At 72.2% G+C, this 19,086-nt stretch carries 17 protein-coding genes; 8 read left to right on the top strand and 9 right to left on the bottom strand.

The annotated features are described in order from the left end of the window. Positions 1 to 81: 81 nt before the first annotated feature. From QMF80_RS24670 to QMF80_RS24650, 5 genes are all read right to left on the bottom strand, one after another. Positions 82 to 813: a rhomboid-like protein gene (locus QMF80_RS24670; RefSeq protein WP_283456797.1), complete on the bottom strand. Its 732-nt coding sequence runs from the start codon at positions 811 to 813 to the stop codon at positions 82 to 84. Positions 814 to 900: 87 nt separating this feature from the next. Continuing rightward, complete coding sequence (locus QMF80_RS24665) at positions 901 to 1,620, bottom strand: ABC transporter permease (RefSeq protein WP_283456796.1); 720 nt, start codon at positions 1,618 to 1,620, stop codon at positions 901 to 903. A 16-nt stretch (positions 1,621 to 1,636) separates the two neighbouring features. Next, positions 1,637 to 2,548 carry an ABC transporter ATP-binding protein gene (locus QMF80_RS24660; protein WP_283456795.1) on the bottom strand — a complete coding sequence of 304 codons (912 nt, stop codon included), beginning with the start codon at positions 2,546 to 2,548 and terminating at the stop codon, positions 1,637 to 1,639. Then, entirely contained in the window at positions 2,545 to 3,432 is an 888-nt protein-coding gene (locus QMF80_RS24655) for an ABC transporter permease subunit (RefSeq protein WP_283456794.1), read from the bottom strand. Before QMF80_RS24655 ends, QMF80_RS24660 begins: the two co-directional genes overlap by 4 nt. Then, entirely contained in the window at positions 3,422 to 4,393 is a 972-nt protein-coding gene (locus QMF80_RS24650; protein ID WP_283456793.1) for an ABC transporter ATP-binding protein, read from the bottom strand. Before QMF80_RS24650 ends, QMF80_RS24655 begins: the two co-directional genes overlap by 11 nt. Before the next feature lie 223 nt (positions 4,394 to 4,616). Between QMF80_RS24650 and QMF80_RS24645 the strand changes: the two genes are divergently transcribed. The 4 genes from QMF80_RS24645 to QMF80_RS24630 are packed head-to-tail and all read left to right on the top strand — an operon-like array spanning position 4,617 to position 9,158. Next, positions 4,617 to 5,489 carry a M24 family metallopeptidase gene (locus tag QMF80_RS24645; protein ID WP_283456792.1) on the top strand — a complete coding sequence of 291 codons (873 nt, stop codon included), beginning with the start codon at positions 4,617 to 4,619 and terminating at the stop codon, positions 5,487 to 5,489. A 5-nt stretch (positions 5,490 to 5,494) separates the two neighbouring features. Next, complete coding sequence (locus tag QMF80_RS24640; RefSeq protein WP_283456872.1) at positions 5,495 to 7,258, top strand: SDR family oxidoreductase; 1,764 nt, start codon at positions 5,495 to 5,497, stop codon at positions 7,256 to 7,258. Further along, positions 7,255 to 8,157 (top strand): metal-dependent hydrolase, encoded by a 903-nt coding sequence (locus QMF80_RS24635; RefSeq protein WP_283456791.1) that lies wholly within the window; start codon positions 7,255 to 7,257, stop codon positions 8,155 to 8,157. Before QMF80_RS24640 ends, QMF80_RS24635 begins: the two co-directional genes overlap by 4 nt. A 44-nt stretch (positions 8,158 to 8,201) precedes the next feature. Continuing rightward, the gene (locus tag QMF80_RS24630; protein WP_283456790.1) at positions 8,202 to 9,158 is read left to right on the top strand and encodes a MerR family transcriptional regulator; all 957 of its coding nucleotides are present in this window, start codon (positions 8,202 to 8,204) and stop codon (positions 9,156 to 9,158) included. Between the two features lie 79 nt (positions 9,159 to 9,237). On the opposite strand, the gene QMF80_RS24625 is transcribed toward QMF80_RS24630, so the two are convergent. Beyond that, a complete protein-coding gene (locus tag QMF80_RS24625) occupies positions 9,238 to 10,059 on the bottom strand; it encodes an aquaporin (RefSeq protein WP_283456789.1) in 822 nt (273 codons plus the stop codon). Positions 10,060 to 10,190: 131 nt separating this feature from the next. Here QMF80_RS24625 and QMF80_RS24620 point away from each other — a divergent pair, with 131 nt between their 5' ends. From QMF80_RS24620 to QMF80_RS24610, 3 genes are all read left to right on the top strand, one after another. Then, a complete protein-coding gene (locus QMF80_RS24620; protein WP_283456788.1) occupies positions 10,191 to 10,730 on the top strand; it encodes an RNA 2'-phosphotransferase in 540 nt (179 codons plus the stop codon). A gap of 90 nt (positions 10,731 to 10,820) precedes the next feature. Further along, the gene (locus tag QMF80_RS24615) at positions 10,821 to 11,255 is read left to right on the top strand and encodes a hypothetical protein (RefSeq protein WP_283456787.1); all 435 of its coding nucleotides are present in this window, start codon (positions 10,821 to 10,823) and stop codon (positions 11,253 to 11,255) included. Positions 11,256 to 11,272: 17 nt separating this feature from the next. Then, the gene (locus tag QMF80_RS24610) at positions 11,273 to 11,434 is read left to right on the top strand and encodes a hypothetical protein (protein WP_283456786.1); all 162 of its coding nucleotides are present in this window, start codon (positions 11,273 to 11,275) and stop codon (positions 11,432 to 11,434) included. 107 nt (positions 11,435 to 11,541) lie between these two features. Here QMF80_RS24610 and QMF80_RS24605 read toward each other — a convergent pair whose 3' ends face one another. After that, positions 11,542 to 12,444 (bottom strand): LLM class flavin-dependent oxidoreductase, encoded by a 903-nt coding sequence (locus QMF80_RS24605; RefSeq protein WP_283456785.1) that lies wholly within the window; start codon positions 12,442 to 12,444, stop codon positions 11,542 to 11,544. A gap of 157 nt (positions 12,445 to 12,601) precedes the next feature. Here QMF80_RS24605 and QMF80_RS24600 point away from each other — a divergent pair, with 157 nt between their 5' ends. Next, positions 12,602 to 13,477 (top strand): HAD family hydrolase, encoded by an 876-nt coding sequence (locus tag QMF80_RS24600; RefSeq protein ID WP_283456784.1) that lies wholly within the window; start codon positions 12,602 to 12,604, stop codon positions 13,475 to 13,477. A 160-nt stretch (positions 13,478 to 13,637) separates the two neighbouring features. Here the strand turns inward: QMF80_RS24600 and QMF80_RS24595 are convergent, their stop codons facing one another. Together QMF80_RS24595 and cydD are read right to left on the bottom strand one after the other, a co-directional pair. After that, entirely contained in the window at positions 13,638 to 15,353 is a 1,716-nt protein-coding gene (locus QMF80_RS24595) for a sensor histidine kinase (protein WP_283456783.1), read from the bottom strand. Between the two features lie 114 nt (positions 15,354 to 15,467). After that, complete coding sequence (gene cydD / locus QMF80_RS24590) at positions 15,468 to 19,064, bottom strand: thiol reductant ABC exporter subunit CydD (protein WP_283456782.1); 3,597 nt, start codon at positions 19,062 to 19,064, stop codon at positions 15,468 to 15,470. Between the last annotated feature and the right edge of the window lie 22 nt (positions 19,065 to 19,086).

The raw sequence follows: 19,086 nt of genomic DNA, 5'->3' as shown, positions 1-19,086 counted from the left end.
GCTCCCCGCACCCCTCACTCTGCCCCCGTGCCGAGGCCCTTACCAGCGAATTTCGCTCGGCCCGCCGCGGGACGGCCCTCGTCACGTTTCACGTGAAACATGACCATCGTGGTCCTGTCCGTGGTGCTCGTGGTCCTGTCCGTAGTGCTCGTCGTCCTGTCCGTAGTGCTCGTCGTACTCGTGGTGATGGGGGTGCGGGTGGCGGGTGAGCGGCCAGGCCAGCAGGCCGATGGAGAGCGCGATGGCGTGGCCCGCGTCCGTGAAGGTCCCTCCAGTGGCCAGCGGGATGCCGAAGAAGGCGACGGCTCCGGCGAGGTAGAACCACCGCCAGGGGTTCGGCAGCCGGTAGGTGAGGACTCCGACGGCAGCGGCGAGGCCATAGCTGACGCCGATGTCGACCACGTGCGCCATGCTGCGCGGCGCCCGGTGGTCCTGGATCGCGGCGAGGACGAGCCGCTGGCTGATCAGGGTGGCGACGACATGGGCGCTCGCGACGATCGCCAGCCAGCGCACGGTGCCGAGCCAGCGTTCCACCGAGGCGTGGAACACCTCGAACAGCACGGCGTACAGGGCCAGCGAAGCCGGGTTCTCGATCCAGAAGGCGCTGCCCACCAGCGCCTGGAAGGGGTGCTTGACGAGCTGCTGGATGTTGCTGCTGTTGCGGTGGAAGAGGAAGTGGTCGACCCCTTCGGGGGCGAGGGCCACGATCACGCTGGTGACGGCAATGATCAGCAACCAGATGTGAGTGCCGGGCGAGGCCCGTATCCAGGACCGCAAAGGCCTGGAGGGCTCGGGCTCGGTGTGCGGCAGCATGCCCCGATCATGACGCGCAAAGCCGTGCCCCGCCTGGCATGTGGGCCGGGCGGGGCACGTGGATCGTCGTGCTGGTGGCGGCGGTTCCTACTCCTCGCCCGCCAGGGTCAGACGGCGCAGCTTCTGGCCCGCGTAGAGGGTGGCGCCGACGGTGACGACGGCGAGCAGGGTGACCGCGGTGGGCAGGGAGACGGAGGAGTCGACGAACCCGGGACCACTCACCTTCTCGGCCAGGGCCAGCGCCCACTGCTGGACGCTCAGGGTCTTGGCGCCGGAGACCAGGCTGCCGAAGAGCGATTCCCAGATCAGGGCGTAGACCAGGCCGAAGACGACCGCGTGCCTGCTGACGGTGCCGAGCAGCAGGAACAGCGCGCTGTAGGCGATCGAGGCGGCGAGCGCGGCAACGGTGTAGGCGACGGCGATCTGCTGGCCGTTGCCGTTGAGGATGAACCCGGCGATCAGGGTGGGGATCGCGGAGAAGGCCATGGTGACGGCGATCGCCACGATCAGCTTGGTCATGATGATCGTGGGCCGCTTCACCGGCTTGGCGAGCAGATAGACGATCGAGCCGTCGTCGATCTCCGGGCCGATCGCACCGGTACCGGCGATGACGCCGATCAGCGGCACCATCGTGGCGAGGCCGAAGCCGCCGAGCAGGTCGGCCGCGACCTTGTCGTCCACCCCCGTGAAGGAGCGGACGGCGATGGAGATGACGATCAGCAGGGCGGGCAGCGCGAAGAGGATCAGCGCGCGGCGGCGGCCGAGCAGGGCTCGGTAGGTGAGCCGGGCAACGGTGGGGTTGTACATCGGGTGCCAGCTCCTTTCAGGCCGCGACGAGGTAGGAGAAGACCGATTCGAGGGACTCGTCGGAGGGCGAGACCGTCATCAGTCGGATGCCGTGTTCACGGGCGACCCGCGGCAGCAGCTCGGTGAAGCGCCCGAAGTCGACGGCCTGGATGCGCAGGGCGCCCTCCTTGAGGTCGACCTCGATCCCGGCCGTGGACGGGTCGGCGATCAGGGCCGCGGCGAGCGCCCGGTCGTCGGAGGAACGGACCAGGTAGCGGTGCGGGCGGTCCGTCATCAGACGGCGGATCTTGCGGAAGTCGCCGGAGGCGGCGTGCCGGCCGGCGACGACGACCTCGATGTGGGAGGCGAGCTGTTCGACCTCCTCCAGGATGTGGGAGGAGAAGAGGACGGTGCGGCCCTCGTGGCCCATGCGCCGCAGCAGCTCCATGAGCTGCATGCGCTGACGGGGGTCCATGCCGTTGAAGGGCTCGTCGAGGAGCAGGACCGACGGGTCGTGGACGAGGGCGGACGCCATCTTCACGCGCTGGCGCATGCCCTTGGAGTACGTCGAGATCTTGCGGTCCTGGGCGGACTCCATCTCGACGGTGGCCAGGGCCCGCTGGGCGGCCGCGTCGTCCAGGCCGTGCAGTTCGGCGTTGGCGACGACGAACTCGCGGCCGGTGAGGAAGTCGTACATGGCCTCGCGCTCGGGCACGACACCGACGTTCTTGTAGATCTGCTCGTTGCGCCAGATCGGTGCGCCGTCGAGGGTGACAGTGCCGGTGGACGGGGCGAGGAAGCCGCCCATCATGTTGATGAGGGTGGACTTCCCGGCGCCGTTGGGGCCCAGCAGCCCGGTCACGCCGGGACCGATGCGCATGGTCACGTCGTTCACGGCGACGACGTTCCCGAACCAACGGGAGGTGTGGTCGATGTCGATGATGCTCACAGCCCGGCCTTCCGGTAGCGGGCCATCAGCGCGGCGTAGGAGCCGGCGATGAGGCCAAGTACGACCAACAGGTAGACGAAGCCGATGCCCGCCGTGGGTCCTTCGTTGCCGGGGAAGGCCGAGGCGCCGCCGAGGAACGCGGTCTGCACGCCGTCGATGAGGGTGATCGGGGAGAACAGCCCCATCCACTGGATGGCGTCCGTGGAACCGGTGTTGTAGGCGACGGCCTGCACCGCGGTGACGGCGCCGTAGGGGATGATCAGCATCCCGATGACGGCGGCGACGCCGAACCCGCGCCGCGGGGTGAGCGCTGCCATGACCAGTCCGAGACCGGCGAACAGCAGCGAAAGCAGCAGTACGGACACCAGACCCTGCCCGAATCCCTTCGCCTGGTGGGCGAAGTCGAACTTGGCCAGCAGCGCGCCGATGAACATGATCAGCAGCGGGACGGCCGTGAGGATGAAGAGCGCGGAGGCCATCGCCGCGAATTTCGCGAGGACGTAGTCGACGCGCTCGATGGGCCGCGAGAAGTACAGCGGGACCGTCTTGAAGCGCAGGTCCCGGGAGACCGACTGCGGGGCCTGCGACGCGAGGTACAGCCCGATGATCACCTGAGTGGTGAGGGCGTACGTCGTGTACTTGATCGGCAGGTCGGTATTGCCCGGCACCGCGATCGCGACCGCGACGATGATCAGCGCGGGAATGCACATCACCGCGAAGAGGATCATCGGGAGGACCTTGGACTTGGCGGAGCGGCCGAGCCCGTAGGAACCCCGCAGGGACTGCGAGTACAGCGACGTGCGCGCGTACGCGCGGCCGAGCCGGGAGCCCTCGTAGGACCGGTAGCCGATGTTGTGGATCTGGGTCGAGGTGTCAGGCGCCATCGGAACCGGCTCCCTTCTGCTGGTCGTGGTCGCGGAAGACCTCCGCGATGTGGTGGCGGCGCTGCTCCATGCGGACCAGGCCGAGGCCGAGACCGGCCACGATGTCGCGGATGGCGTCGTTGGTCTCCTCGCCGGTGGCCTCGACGAGCAGGATGTGACCCGCGCCGGGCAGCCCCTGCTCCTCGCCCGCGTGGAGCGTGAGGCCCGCCTCGGTGAGCGCCTTGCGCAGGGTGGCGGTCCCGTCGGGGTGGGTCTCGGTGTCGGTGACCTCCACGGCGAGGGTCGCGGTGGTCTGGGTGAAGTCGCTGGTGGAACTGGAGCGCAGCAGCGTGCCGCCGTCGATGACGACCACGTGGTCGCAGGTCCGCTCCAGCTCTCCGAGGAGGTGGGAGGTGACCAGGACGGAGATCCCGAAGTCGGTGTGGACGCGGCGGATCAGGTCGAGCATCTCGTCGCGGCCGACCGGGTCGAGGCCGTTGGTGGGCTCGTCGAGGAGGACCAGCTGGGGGTCGTGCACCAGCGCCTGGGCCAGCTTGACGCGCTGCTTCATGCCGGTGGAGTAGCCGCCGATGGGCCGGTAGCGCTCTTCGTAGAGCCCGACGTGGCGCAGGGTGTCGGCGGTCCGCTCACGGGCGGCGGTCGGCGGCAGCCCCGACATGCGGGCCATGTGCACGACGAACTCAGTGGCCGAGACGTCGGGTGGCAGGCAGTCGTGTTCGGGCATGTAGCCGACGCGTTCACGGATGGCACCGCCATGCGTGGCGACGTCGAGCCCGAGCACGGCGGCACGGCCCTCGGTGGCGGGGGACAGTCCCAGCAGAATCTTGATCAGCGTGGACTTGCCGGCTCCGTTGGCGCCCACGAGTCCGGTTACGCCGGGCCCGATGTCCAGGGAGAGCCGGTCGAGGGCGGTCACTCGGGGGTACCGCTTGCTCAGGCTTTCGGTCGCGATGACAGTCACGGAAGCGACGTTAGTGCGCGGGGCCGCGCGGATCGTCAGACCTGGAGCGTGCTCCTGTCTCCGCCTTCAGGCGTACGGGCCCTGCCGGAAGGCTGACGCGAGTATCCACATCCCAGAACTTTTCCACAGGTCGGTGCACGGCCCTTGACGTGATCTCCAAGCATTGTCACATTCATCAGTGTCAAGTTACGGACGCGTACGGCTACACGGACGGACGGCTGGCATGGCAGGGGACACCAAGCGACGGGGCACCGCGGGAGCGGTCGGCCGAGGGGCCGCCGACCTCGACGGTTTCAGGGAAGTACAGCGCCTGTCCTACGCATGCGCGGAGGCGGTCGCGGCGCAGCTGCGGCCGGGGGTGACCGAGCGCGAGGCGGCGCGGATGCAGCGCGAGTGGCTGCGCGAGCGCGGGGTGCGGGACTGGTTCCACCTGCCGTTCGCCTGGTTCGGGGACCGGACGGCGTTCGTAAACTTCCGGATACCGCTCCAGTTCTTCCCCACGAACCGGAAGCTGGAGCCGGGGATGCCGTTCATCCTCGACATGGCGCCCGTCTACAAGGGGTACACGGCCGACATCGGGTACTCCGGCTGTCTCGGGCTCAACCCCGTGCACGACCGGCTGCTCGCCGATCTCCGGGCGCACCGCGAGCTGATCCTGGAACAGGTGCGCGCGCGGCGTTCGCTGCGCGACATCTACGAGGACGTCGAGCGGCTGATGATCCGGCAGGGGTACGCCAACCGGCACCGCGCCTATCCCTTCGGCGTGATCGCCCACAAGGTGGACCGGGTCGCCGAGCGGCGCTGGTCGCCGACCGCCTTCGGTTTCGGCACCCAGGCCCTGAAGGGGCTGGCCGGTGACGTCCTGCACGGGCACCGTGAAGGATGGTCCCCGTTGTGGAGCCCCTACGGCTTCTCCGACCATCCGCCGCAGCCCGGTCTGTGGGCGGTGGAGCCGCACCTGGGGTTCCGGGGCACCGGCGCGAAGTTCGAGGAGATCCTGGTCGTCACCGACTCCCGGGATCCCGAGGAGAGCGCGTTCTGGCTTGATGACGATCTGCCGCACGTGCGGCGCTGGGCGGAGGAGAGGGCGGCGTGAGCGAGATGCGACTGGCAGGAGCGAGGGAGCGCCGGGTCGGCACCGGCGGGGTCGAGCTGTGCGTCGTGGAGCTGGGCGAGCCGGACCGGCCGACGGTGGTGCTGGTGCACGGGTACCCGGACTCCAAGGAAGTCTGGACGGCGGTCGCCGAGCAGTTGGCGGAGCACTTCCACGTGGTGCTCTACGACGTGCGCGGGCACGGCAAGTCGTCGGCGCCGGTCCCCCTGCGCGGCGGGTTCACGCTGGAGAAGCTGACCGATGACTTCCTCGCGGTGGCGGACGCCGTGAGCCCGGACCGGCCGGTGCACGTGGTCGGGCACGACTGGGGTTCCGTACAGGGCTGGGAGTTCGCGACCGTCCGGCGTACGGAGGGGCGGATCGCCTCCTTCACGTCGATGTCGGGGCCGTCCCTGGACCACTTCGGGCACTGGATCAAGAAGCGGATGACCCGGCCGACCCCGCGTCGCGCCGCGCAGCTGCTGGGGCAGGGCGTCAAGTCCTGGTACGTGTACATGCTGCACACCCCCGTGCTGCCCGAGCTGGCCTGGCGCGGGCCGCTCGGCAAGCGGTGGCCCAGGATCCTGGAGCGGCTGGAGGGGGTTCCGGCCGACGACTACCCGACGGCCTCGCTGCCCTCGGACGCGGCGCACGGGGCCTGGCTCTACCGGGACAACGTCCGGGCGAGGCTGCGCCACCCGCGCGCCGACGCGTACGCGCACGTACCCGTCCAGCTGATCACGCCGACCGGGGACGCGTTCCTGTCGGAGCGGCTCTACGACGACATCGAGCGGTGGGCCCCCGATCTGCTGCGCCGGACGCTGCCCGCCCGGCACTGGGTACCCCGCTCCCGGCCGGACCAGCTGGCCGCGTGGATCGGGGAGTTCGTCACCGCGCGGGAGGAGCCCGCGACCCGGGTGCCGGAGCACCGCGCCCCGGGCAGGCACGCCGACCGGTTCGGCGGACAGCTCGTCCTGGTCACCGGCGCCGCCAGCGGCATCGGGCGGGCCACCGCCTTCGCGTTCGCCGAGGCGGGCGCCCGGGTGGTGGCCGTCGACCGCGACGGCGAAGGGGCCGTCCGGACGGCCGAGATGGCCCGTCTGGTGGGCGCCCCGCAGGCCTGGGGCGAATGCGTGGACGTCAGTGACGAGCAGGCGATGGAGAAGCTCGCGGTGAAGGTCGCCGCCGAGTACGGCATCGTCGACGTGCTGGTCAACAACGCGGGCATCGGCCTGTCCGGGCCCTTCCTGGAGACCACCTCGGAGGACTGGAAGAAGGTCCTCGACGTGAACCTGTGGGGCGTCATCCACGGCTGCCGGATCTTCGGCAAGCAGATGGCCGAGCGCGGGCAGGGCGGACACATCGTCAACACCGCCTCCGCCGCCGCCTACCTGCCCAGCAAGACCCTGCCCGCCTACAGCACCTCCAAAGCGGCGGTCCTGATGCTGTCCGAGTGCCTGCGCGCCGAGCTGGCGGGCAAGTCGATCGGGGTCTCCGCGATCTGCCCCGGCATCGTCAACACCAACATCACCGCCACCTCCCGGTTCGCCGGGGTGGACGCGGCCGAGGAGAAGCGCCGCCAGCAGAAGTCCTCACGGCTCTACGGGCTGCGCAACTTCCCGCCGGAGAAGGTCGCCGACGCGATCCTGCTGGCCGTGGTGAGGAACCAGGCGGTGGTCCCGGTGACGCCCGAGTCCAAGGGCGCCCTGTGGATGTCCCGCTTCGCGCCCGGCGCGCTGCGGGCCTTCGCGAAGCTGGAGCCCCGGTTGTGAGCGGGGCGTACGCGATCGCCCCGCGCCGGGTGGCCTTCGACTGGCGGACCACCCCGCTGCACTGGATACCGGACGAGCCCACCGCCACCCATGTGATCAATGTGCTCCATCTGCTGCTGCCCGCCGGGGAGCGGTGGTTCGTCAAGGTCTTCAAGGAGGCCCTGCCGCAGGTCACCGACCCCGGGCTGCGCAAGGAGGTCAAGGGGTTCATGGGCCAGGAGGCCACGCACAGCGTCCAGCACTCCTACGTACTGGACCACCTCGCCGAGCAGCGGCTCCCGACCGAGGAATTCACGAAGTACGTGGACTTCCTCTTCGAGAAGCTGCTCGGCGAGAGCCCACCGCTCGGCGCACCGGTGCCCGCCCAGGAGTGGCTGCGTTTCCGGCTCTCGCTGATCGCCGCGATCGAGCAGTTCACCGCGGTGCTCGGGGACTGGGTGCTGCGCGCCGAGGGCCTCGACCGGGCGGGCGCGGACGAGGTCATGCTGGACCTGCTGCGCTGGCACGGCGCGGAGGAGGTGGAGCACCGCTCCGTCGCCTTCGACATGTACCAGCACTGCGGGGGCACCGGCGCCGCCCGGTACGCGCGCCGGATCGAGGGCATGGCCGTGGTCGCCCCGGTGCTGGCCGGGCTGTGGGTGTGGGGGACGGCGTACCTCATACGCAACGACCCGGAACTCGCCGGGCGGGCCCGCTATTCGCTGCGCTCCCACAACGAGGCCGTGGCCAAGGGGCTGCTGCCGACCTGGAGAGAGCTGGGCGCGGCCATACCCCGCTACTTCCGGCGGTCGTACCATCCCTCGCAGGAGGGCTCGCTGCGCAGGGCGGTCGAGTACCTGACGACCTCGCCTGCCGCTCGCGCCGCGGCGGGCGCGGTCGGCCGAGCCGCCATGTCGTAGGGCCTGTTGCGGGCCCCGCGCAGGGCCTGTCGTAGGGAGTGGGTTTGTCCGATCAGGCAGTAGCCGAGTACCGGATCGAGGATCTGGCGCACCACAGCGGGGCGACGGTGCGCACGATCCGGGCGTACCAGGACCGCGGCCTGCTGCCGAAGCCGGAGCGGCGCGGCCGGTCCAACGTGTACCGGGACACCCATCTGGCGCGGTTGCGCCAGATCGCCGACCTGCTCGACCGCGGCTACACCCTGGCCTCCATCAAGGAGCTGCTGGAGGCCTGGGACGCCGGGCGCGGGCTGGGCGGCGTACTCGGGCTGGTCGCCGAGGTGCACGGGCCGTGGACGGACGAGGAGGCGGACCGGATCAGCCGGGCCGAGCTGAACGAGCGGTTCGGCGGCACATCGGACGACACGGCGGTGGACGAGGCCTGCGAACTGGGCGTGCTGGAGCGCATCCCGGGGCGCGAGGACGAGTTCCTGGTCCCGTCGCCCCAGGAGCTGGCGGTGGCCGCGGAGCTGTACGCGGCCGGGGTCCCGCTGGCGGCGATCACCGGGCACCTGCGCGAGCTGCGCGGTCAGGTGGAGCACATCGCCTCGCGTTTCCTGGAGTTCACCACCGAGCACGTCTTCGCCCGCTACCTCGGCCACCACACCGAGGCGACCGCCGCCATCGATCCCGCGTGCGCGGTGGAGCTGACACTGACCGACGCGGCGGCGACCGCCGCGGCCGCGATGGTGCGCCGGCTGCGCCCGCTGGCCCAGCAGACCGTGGACGCGGAGCTGGCGCGGGCGATGCGGGTGCTGGCGACCCGGCATCTGCAACGGCACCTGGGGGCGGCCGGTCCGCCGCAGCCGCCGGGGCCCTCTCCGGTGGCGCTGCCCGCCGAGACCGTACGGGCGGTGCAGGAGCTGGTCGGCGCCGAGAACGTGGCGGCGTTCGTACGGGCCGCGACGGAGAGGGAATTGCAGGCGCGGACGATGAACGAGCTCGCACGGCGCGGCGGTTAGTTTCCACAGGGCAGTCACCCGTTTGCCGACAAACCCCACCGAACCAGCTGTGGACAAGTGGGCTTTCCCTGTGGACAGGTCATCCGGCGCGCACGTAGCCGGGGCCCGGGTCGGTGACGGCGGTCGCGTTCACCGGGGCGACAGCGGCTACGGCGGCTACCCCGGCGAGAGCCTCGGGGGCCGGGTCCGCCGGCGCGGCGGCAGCGCGCCGGCCGCCGTAGAGCAGGGCCGCGAGGGCCAGGCCGAGCCCGCCGCCGACCAGCTGCGCGGCGACGAACCCGGGCAGTGACTGCGGCGCGATTCCGGTGAAGGAATCGCTGAAGGCGCGCCCGACGGTTCCGGCCGGGTTGGCGAAGGACCCCGAGGAGGTGAACCAGATCGCGGCGGCGATGTACCCGGCGACCGCGACCGGGATCAGCCTCGCCCGCCCGATCCGCCCGAGCCCCTGGATCACGAGGACCAGCCCGGCGGTGGCGACGACCTCACCCACCAGCAGGTGCCCGCCGCCGCGGACCTGGGTGGCGAACGTGCCCGGTATCCGCCCGAACATGGTCTCGGCGAGCACCGCGCCACCGATCGCGCCCACGGTCTGGGCCGCCGTGTAGACGAGCGCCTCACGCCCGCCCAGGCCCTCACCCCCGGTGCGCCGGGCCCACCAGGAGGTCAGGCTGACCACGGGGTTGAGGTGCGCCCCGGACAGCGGGCCCAGCAAGGTGATGATCAGACCGAGACCGATCGCCGAGGCCAGCGAGTTGGCGATCAAAGCGACGCCCGCGTCCCGGCTCAGTGCGGCGGCCTGGATTCCGGAGCCGATCACGACGACGAGAAGCCCGGCCGTGCCGATGAGTTCGGCCGCCGCGCGGCGTGGCAGAGAGGCGTCGGCTATGGCTGATGCGGTCATGGTTCTCCCCCAGGTCGAGTGGAACGGAAAACATATTCCGTATACCGAAAACACGGTAGAGGGGCCTCAGCAAGATCCAAGGGAACGTAAAGCCTTTGGCTTCCGTTTCTCCGCCAGGCACGCTGACGTCCATGGACGCGAAACGCACCGTGAAGGTGTCCAAATACGTCTCGAAACACCTCAGACATCAGCCGGAACGAATCGGACTGGTGCTCGATCCGCACGGCTGGGTGGAGATCGACGATCTCCTGCGCGCCGCCGCGGACCACCGGTTCCCCTTCACCCGGGCCGAACTCGACCACGTCGTCGCCACCAACGACAAGCAGCGCTTCGCGGTGGAGGCCACCCGCATCCGGGCCAGCCAGGGCCACACCGTCGCGGTCGATCTGGACCTCCCCGAGGCCGAGCCGCCCGCGTACCTCTACCACGGCACCGTCGCCGCGGCCCTGGACCCGATCCACGCCGAGGGACTGCTCCCCATGCGCCGCCACCACGTGCACCTGTCCCCCGACCGGGAGACCGCGACCCGGGTGGGCGCGCGCCGCGGGCGGCCGGTCGTGATCAGCGTGGACGCGGGGGCGATGCGGGCGGCCGGACACGTGTTCCGGATCAGCGCGAACGGGGTGTGGCTGGTGGACGCCGTACCGCCGCGGTTCCTGCGCCTGCGGTAGCGGGGCGGGGCGACCCGGGCGGCGCCCACGAAACACGCCCGTTCCAGGGGAGATTGTCAGAGTCGACGCCTAACCTGGTACGCACGATCGGTGAGGGGGCACCTCACGATCAGCGCGACCATCCCTGCACACGCGAGGCGAGCGGGCGGGGCGCGGGCCAGGCTGCTGCTCTCGCGCGCCTACGCGGCGACCGGGCGCCAGGCCGAGGCGCTGGAGGTGCTCCAGTCGGCGCTGGCGGACCTGGCCGGGCACGGGGAGCACATGGAGGTGCAGGCCCGGGAGCTGCTCGGTGATCTGCCGGCCGAGTTGCACGACCCAGCGGGAGCGGCCGAGCAGTACCTGCTGGCCGCCGACCTCACCAAGGACCGGGCGGACCAGCGGGCCCGGGCCCACCTCGCGCAGTCGCGGCCGACGCCCTGTCGGGTGCCGGAATGCGCGAGGAGGCGGCCGCCGCGTACACCGGGCGCTGGAGCTGCGCAGGACGACCGGGAGCGCGCTACGCCGACCTCGGCCCCGAGCACCTGAGCCAGCGCTTCTGGTGCGTGAGCGGTGCCTCCTTCGCCGACCACGAGGTCGGCCGGGTGGAGCGGGCCGGGGCGCGCATGAGCGCGCTGATCGAGGAGGTCCGCGTCCTGCCGGAAGGCGCGGCGCCGCACTGGCTGCTGGGCCAGGCCGAAACCGCGCTGGGCGAACTGACGGGCTGACCGCGGGCGGGGCGGGGGCGGGAGTCGGACGTCTCCAGCTCCCGGCCCCCCGGCCCCCAGCCGCGCCGCGACCCACCGGCCACCCGCCACCCGCCACCCGCCACCGGCTACGCCAGCTGCGCGAGCCCCTCGGTGGCGACCTTCTCGAACACGTCCTGGTCGGCGGCGAAGTCGGAGTCCGGGATCGGCGCGTGGATCACCAGTTCCTCGAAGCCCAGCTCGCGGTGGCGCCCCACGAAGTCCACGAACGCGTCGACGGAGCGCAGGAGCGTGTTGGCCTCCGGGGTGAACCCGGTCAGGAGGATCTTCTCCACCGACCCCGGGTCCCGGCCGATCTCGGCGCACGCCTTGCCCAGCTTCTCGATCTGGATCCGGAGCGCCTCGACCGACTGCTCCGGGGTGCCCTCGGCGAACAGCTTCGGGTCGCCCGTGGTCACCCAGGCCTGGCCATGGCGCGCGACCAGCTTCAACCCGCGCGGCCCGTTCGCGGCCACGGCGAACGGCAGCCTCGGCCGCTGGACGCAGCCGGGGATGTTCCGGGCCTCGTCGGCGGAGTAGAAAGTGCCCTCCTGCGTCACGGACTCTTCGGTCAGCAGGCGGTCCAGCAGCGGTACGAACTCGGCGAAGCGGTCGGCCCGCTCGCGCGGGGTCCAGGCCTCCTGGCCGAGCGCAGTGGCATCGAAGCCGTTGCCGCCCGCGCCGATGCCCAGGGTGATCCGGCCGCCGGAGATGTCGTCCAGCGACATGAGGTCCTTGGCCAGGGTCACCGGGTGCCGGAAGTTCGGCGAGGTCACCAGGGTGCCCAGGCGCATCCGCCGGGTAGCGGTGGCGGCCGCCGTCAGGGTGGGCACCGCGCCGAACCACGGCCCCTCCCGAAAGGTCCGCCAGGAGAGGTGGTCGTAGGTGTAGGCGGTGTGGAAGCCGAGTTCCTCGGCTCGTACCCACTGGTCGCGGCCGCCCTCGTGCCAACGACGTACCGGAAGAATCACAGTGCTCAGGCGCAGACTCATGCCCAGAGCCTACGGCGGACCGGGTAACGGCCCCGTACACGCAACCACGCGCCCCCACCCCCCTCGGCTCCGCGTCCTCACCCCGTTCGGCTCCGCGTCCCCGCCCACCGTCGGCTCCGCGCCCCCGCCCCCCGCGCTGGTCTGGTCGGCCGGGCCCATGGGCGAAGATGGAGCCGTGACCTCGGCTCCCCAGCGCCCGGACGGGCCAACCCCCTCGCCCCGCCTCATCGCCACCGACCTCGACGGCACGCTGCTGCACGACGACAAGTCCGTGTCGGACCGCACCGTCGCCGCGCTCGCCGCCGCCGAGGAGGCAGGGATCGAGGTCTTCTTCGTCACCGGCCGTCCGGCCCGCTGGATGGACGTCGTCAGCGCGCACGTGCACGGCCACGGCCTCGCCATCTGCGCGAACGGCGCCGCGGTGGTCGACCTGCACGCGGGGCGGGAGTTCGTCCAGGTCCGGGAGCTGCCGAGGGCCGACGCCCTGGCCGTCGTACACGCCCTGCGCGCCGCCGCCCCCGGCTCCTCGTTCGCCGTGGAGCTGACCACCGGGATCCACTACGAGCCCACGTACCCGCCCTTCTACCAGGACCCGGGTGCCACCGTGGCCACCGCCGAGAAGCTCCTGGAAGAGGACCCGACCGGGCTGGCCGCGCCCGCGCTGAAGCTGCTCGCCCACCACCCCGAGCTGGCGCCGGACGCGTTCCTGACCCTGGCCCGCGCCGCGGCGGGGGTACACGGTTCCATCACCCGCTCCAGCCCGACCGCGCTCCTCGAAGTCAGCGGTCTCGGTGTGTCCAAGGCCAGCACGCTGGAGCGGTGCTGCGCCGAGCGCGGCATCTCCCCGGCCGAGGTGGTCGCCTTCGGGGACATGCCCAACGACATCGAGATGCTGAGCTGGGCGGGCACCTCGTACGCGATGGGCAACGCCCACCCCGATGTGATCGCGGCGGCGTCCGCCCGTACGGCCGCCAACAACGAGGACGGGGTCGCCGTCGTCATCGAACGGATCCTGGCGGACCTCCGGTCCTGACACCGGACCCCGTGGCCGGGCGGGATCCGGAACGGACGGGAGAGCCGGAGCCGACCGGAAATCCCGAACCGACGGGAGATCCCCAGTCGACCGGAGATCCCGAACCGACGAGGGAGCCCGAACATACGGGAAGGCCCGGGCCCGACGGGACAGGGACGGCCTAGAGCGGGGCCTCCCACACCAGAGTCGTCCCGCCACCGCCCTCCCCGATGCCCGGCCCGTACGAACTCGATCCGCCCAGCGACTCCGCCCGGCGCCGCAGGTTCCGCAGACCGCTGCGGCGCCCGCCCTCGGGGATGCCCACCCCGTCGTCGGCCACCTCAAGGCGGACCCCGGGCCGCCCGTCCGCCAGCGTGATCGTCGAGTCCACCACCACCTCGATCCGGGCCGCCTCGGAGTGCCGGAAGGCGTTGGACAGCGCCTCGCGCAGCGCGGCGATCAGGTTCTTGCCGACCAGCTCGCCCACCACCGCGTCGATCGGCCCCAGGAACCGGTGCGCGGGCTTGAACCCGAGTGGCACCGCCGCCATGTTGATCTCGCGGAGCACCCGCGTGCGCAGCCCGGACGGGGCCTCGGCCGGCCCCTGCTGCAACGCGAAGATCGCGGTCCGGATCTCCTGGATCGTCACGTCCAGCTCGTCGACGGCCTTGCCGACCCCGTCGCGGACCTCGGGAACGATGGAACGGCGCTGCGCGCCCTCCAGCATCATCCCGGTGGCGAACAGCCGCTGGATGACCAGGTCGTGCAGGTCGCGGGCGATCCGGTCACGGTCCTCGAACACCGCGAGCCGCTCCCGGTCGCGCTGTGCCTCGGCCATCATCAGCGCGAGCGCCGCCTGCGAGGCGAACTGCGTGGCCAGGGTCCGCTCGGCCTCGGTGAACGGCCGCTTCCCGCGCGCCCGGGGGGTCACCAACGCGCCCAGCACCCGCCCGCCGCTGTGCAGCGGGAGCATCATGCAGGGCCCGTACTGGCTGGTCAGGCGGCTTATCATGCGGGGGTCCGAGGAGGCGTCGTCCACGAAGACGGGCTCGCCCTGGAGGAGCTTTTCCACCACCGGGCTCTCCCCCGGGATGAGTACGCCGAGCGAGGTGGCCGGATTCTCGGCGGAGACGGCGACGATCTCCATGCCGCCGTCCTCGGCGGGCAGCATCACGATCCCCGCGGCCGAGTCGGCCAGCCGCCGGGCCTGTTCGGCGACGACGGCGAGCGCGTCGTCCGCGTCCCCGCCCGACAGCAGCGCGGTGGTGACGGCCACGGAGCCGTCGATCCAGCGTTCGCGCTGGGTGGCGGCCTCGTAGAGGCGGGCGTTGCCGATCGCGATGCCCGCCTCGGTCGCCAGGACCCGGACCATGTGGACGTCGTAATCGTTGAACTGGACGCCACCGTGCTTCTCGGCGAGGTACAGATTGCCGAAGATCTCGCCCTGCACCCGGATCGGCACCCCGAGGAAGGTCTTCATCGGAGGATGCCCCGCCGGGAACCCGGCCGAGCGCGGATCCTTCGTCAGGTCGGTGAGCCGGACCGTGTCCGGGTGCTGGATCAGCGCTCCGAGCAGGCCCCGTTCCCCGTCGGGACGGTGCCCGATGCGCAGGGCGGTTTCGGCGTCGACGCCGTAGGTGACGAAATCGGAGAGCCCGCGGCCCTCCGTGTCCACGACACCGATCGCCGCGTACCGGGCGTCCGCCAGCTCCGCGGCGGTCTCACAGATGCGGTCCAGCGTGGAGTGCAGCTCGAGACCGGTACCGACCGACCGCATCGCCTCCAGCAGCTGCGGCACACGGGCGGTGAGCTCGGTGGACAGACCCTGGAGACTCCGCGTGGCCTGAGTGGCGGCGTCCAGCGGGTCCGGCGATTCCTGCGACTCCTGCACTGACATGCCCTTGAGACTAGTTAGTCCCTTTTGCTGGGGAAAGTCGGAACCAGCCTTCCCGCCACCCGATCACGCCGATCCCCAGCGTGGGCACCGGCTCCCAGCGGTACGCACCGGCTCCTACTTACGCGCGGCGACCGCGCGCCGGTCCGCTCCGGCCAGGTCGCCTACGCGCTCCCGTTCCAGCATCCGCCGCAGCGGCCCCTCGGCGCCCGCGAGCACCTCGTACGGACCGCGCTGCACGACCCTGCCCCCGTCCAGTACGAGGATCTCGTCCACCGCGTCGAGACCGGCGAGCCGGTGCGTGATCAGCAGCGTGGTCCGTCCCTCGGTGGCCCTGAGCAGGTCCGCCGTCAGCGCGTCCGCCGTCACCACGTCCAGGTGCTCGGCGGGCTCGTCCAGGACCAGGACCGGGAAATCGGCCAGCAGCGCCCTGGCCAGGGCCAGCCGCTGGCGCTGGCCGCCGGAGATCCGTTCGCCGTGCTCGCCGACGAGCGTGTCCAGCCCGTCGGGCAGCCCGTCCGCCCAGTCCAGCAGCCGGGCGGCGGCGAGCGCCTCGCGCAGCTCGCCCTCGGCCGCCCCGGTCCGCGCCAGGCGCAGGTTCTCCCGCACCGAGCTGTCGAAGATGTGCGCGTCCTGGGCGCACAGGCCCACGAACCGGCGTACGTCGTCCCCGTCCAGCGTGCGTACGTCGGCCCCCGCGACGGTGTAGGAGCCCTCACCCGGGTCCAGGAACCGCAGCAGCACCTGCGCCAAGGTGGTCTTGCCCGAACCGGAGAGCCCCACCACCGCGACCCGGCGGCCCGCTTCGAGGGTCAGGTCGATGCCCCGCAGCGCGTCCCGATCCTGCCCGAGGTGCCGGGCGGTGAGCCCGGTCAGCCGCAGCGGGAAGGGAGAGGCGGGGGCCCCGGCGGGCCGTTCCGGTTCGGCGACCGGCACCGGAGCGTCGATCACCTCGTAGACCCGCTCGGCGCTGCGCCGGACCCGCTGGCGGTACTGGACGGCCAGCGGCAGCCCGTTGACCGCCTCGAACGCGGCCAGCGGGGTGAGCACGGCGACGGCCATCGCCACTCCGCCGAGGCGCCCGTCGTGCACCGCGTCCGCGGCGACCGCGGCGGCGGCCACCACGGTCAGCCCGCAGATCAGGGCCGACAGCCCGCCGCCGATGCCGGTGGCCACGGCCCCGCGGGCCGCGATCCGGGTGAGGACCCCGTCGCTCTCCCGGGCCCGTTCCTTACGTCCGGCCAGCGCGCCCGCGACCGTCAGCTCGGCCGTGCCGGAGAGCAGGTCGGCCACCCGGGTGGCCAGCTCGCCCCGGGCCGGCGCGAGCCTGCGCTCCGCACGGCGCGCACAGGCCCCGCTGATCAGCGGCACCCCGATCCCCGCCGTGAGCAGCCCGACGGCGAGCGCGGCCCCGGCCTCCGGCAGCAGCCAGGCCGTGAACGCGACCGAGCCGAGCCCGACCAGCACGGCGGTGCCGACCGGCAGCAGCCAGCGCAGCCAGTAGTCCTGCAGGGCGTCGGCGTCGGCGACCAGCCGGGTCAGCAGGTCCCCGCGGCGCCGCTCGCGCAGCCCCCCGGGCGCGATCCGCTCCAGCCGCCGGTAGACGGAGACCCGCAGCTCCGCGAGCATCCGCAGCACGGCGTCGTGCGAGACCAGCCGCTCCGCGTAACGGAAGACGGCGCGTCCGATCCCGAAGGCCCGGGTCGCGGTGACGGCCACCATCAGATAGAGCACCGGGGGCTGTTCGGAGGCCCGGGAGATGAGCCAGCCGGAGACGGCCATCAGGCCGACCCCGCACCCGACGGCCAGTGCTCCGAGCAGCAGCCCGAGCCGGAACCGGCCCTGCCACCGCGCGGCGGTCGCCCGCACCCGGGTGAGCGGATGCCTTCCGCCCCTGCCACGGCGGGCCGGGCCCGTCGCGTCGCTCTCAGCGAACTCACCCAGGATCCAGCCCCCGGGTTCGCTGTGCGGCTCCGTCGGCGCCGGGGTCGCGGGCTCCGGCGCGGCGCCGGTTCCAGCGGGGGCCGGGGCCGGGTGGGGGAGCAGCCCTTCCACGCCCGCCGCGTCGGCGTCCCCCACCCCCACGGCCACCACGCGGTCCGCCACGGCCAGCAGCGCGGGCCGGTGCACCACCAGCAGCACCGTCCGCCCGGCGGCCAGTCGCCGTACGGCCTCCACCACCGCGGCCTCGGTCTCCCCGTCCAGCGCGGCCGTCGGCTCGTCCAGCAGCAGCACCGGCCGGTCCGCCAGGAACGCCCGGGACAGCGCGAGCCGCTGGCGCTGTCCGGCGGACAGCCCGGACCCGCCTTCGCCCAGCCGGGTCCGCGCCCCGCGCGGCAGCGCGTCCACGAACTCCCCGGCGCCCGCGTCCCGCAGCGCCCGCGCGACCTCCGCGTCCGAGGCCTCCGGGCGGGCCAGCCGTACGTTCTCCGCGATGGTCCCGGCGAACAGGTGCGGCCGCTGCGGTACCCACGCGATCCGCTCGCGCCACTGCTCCAGGGAGAGCTCGGACAGGTCCACGCCGCCGATCCGCACCCGGCCTCCGGTCGGCGCCACGAACCCGAGCAGCACCTGCAGAAGGGTGGACTTGCCGGCCCCGCTCGGTCCGGTGAGCGCCACGCACTCCCCCGGTGCGACCGTCAGCGAGACGGATCCCGGCGAGGACTCGGCGCGGCCCGGGTAGCGGACCGAGACGCCCTCGAAGCTCAGCCCGGCGGACTGCGCGGCGGGCACCGCCGCCGTACCGCCCGTGCCGGGTACCGGTGTTTCGAGGACCTCGAAGATCTCCTCCGCGGCCGCGAGTCCCTCGGCGGCCGCGTGGTACTGCGCCCCGACCTGCCTCAGCGGCAAGTACGCCTCGGGCGCCAGGATGAGGATGACCAGGCCGGTGTACAGGTCGAGGTCGCCGTGCACGAGCCGCATGCCGATGGTGACGGCGACCACGGCCACCGACAGGGTGGCGAGCAGTTCCAGCGCGAAGGAGGAGAGGAATGCGATGCGCAGCGTGCGCAGGGTGGCCCGCCGGTAGTCGTCCGTGATGGTCCGGATCGACTCGGCCTGCGCCTTGGCCCGGCCGAAGACCTTGAGGGTCGGCAGCCCCGCGACCACGTCGAGGAAGTGCCCCGACAGCCGGGACAGCAGCCGCCACTGGCGGTCCATCCGGGACTGGGTGGCCCAGCCGATGAGGATCATGAAGAGGGGGATCAGCGGCAGGGTGAGGACGATGATGGCCGCCGACACCCAGTCCTCCGTGACAATCCGGGCGAGGACCGCCACCGGGACGACGACCGCGAGTCCGAGTTGCGGCAGGTACCGGGAGAAGTAGTCGTCGAGCGCGTCCACGCCCCGGGTGGCCAGGGCCACCAGGGATCCGGTCCGCTGCCCGCTGAGCCAGGACGGGCCGAGGTCGGCGGCCCGGTCCAGGAGCCGGCCGCGCAGCTCGGACTTGACCGCGGCGCCGGCCCGGTGGGCGGCCAGTTCGGTGAGCCAGGCCACCAGGGCGCGCCCCAGAGCGACCGCGCCGAGCAGCAGCAGGGGAGTCCGCAGGGCATGGCCGTCCAGCCCGTCCTCGAAGGCGCCGACCACGATCTCGGCGATCAGCATCGCCTGACCGACGACCAGCCCCGCCCCGGCCAGCCCGAGGGCCACCACGGCCCCCAGGAAGAGGCGGGTGGCACGGGCGTACCGGAGCAGGCGCGGGTCGATCGGTTTCACGTGAAACATCCCCCAGGGCAGG

It is taken from the genome of Streptomyces sp. G-G2 (assembly GCF_030063135.1).
Lineage (GTDB): Bacteria > Actinomycetota > Actinomycetes > Streptomycetales > Streptomycetaceae > Streptomyces.
The sequence above is the reverse complement of the archived record's forward strand: the minus strand, read 5'-3'. Positions and strand labels throughout refer to the sequence as shown.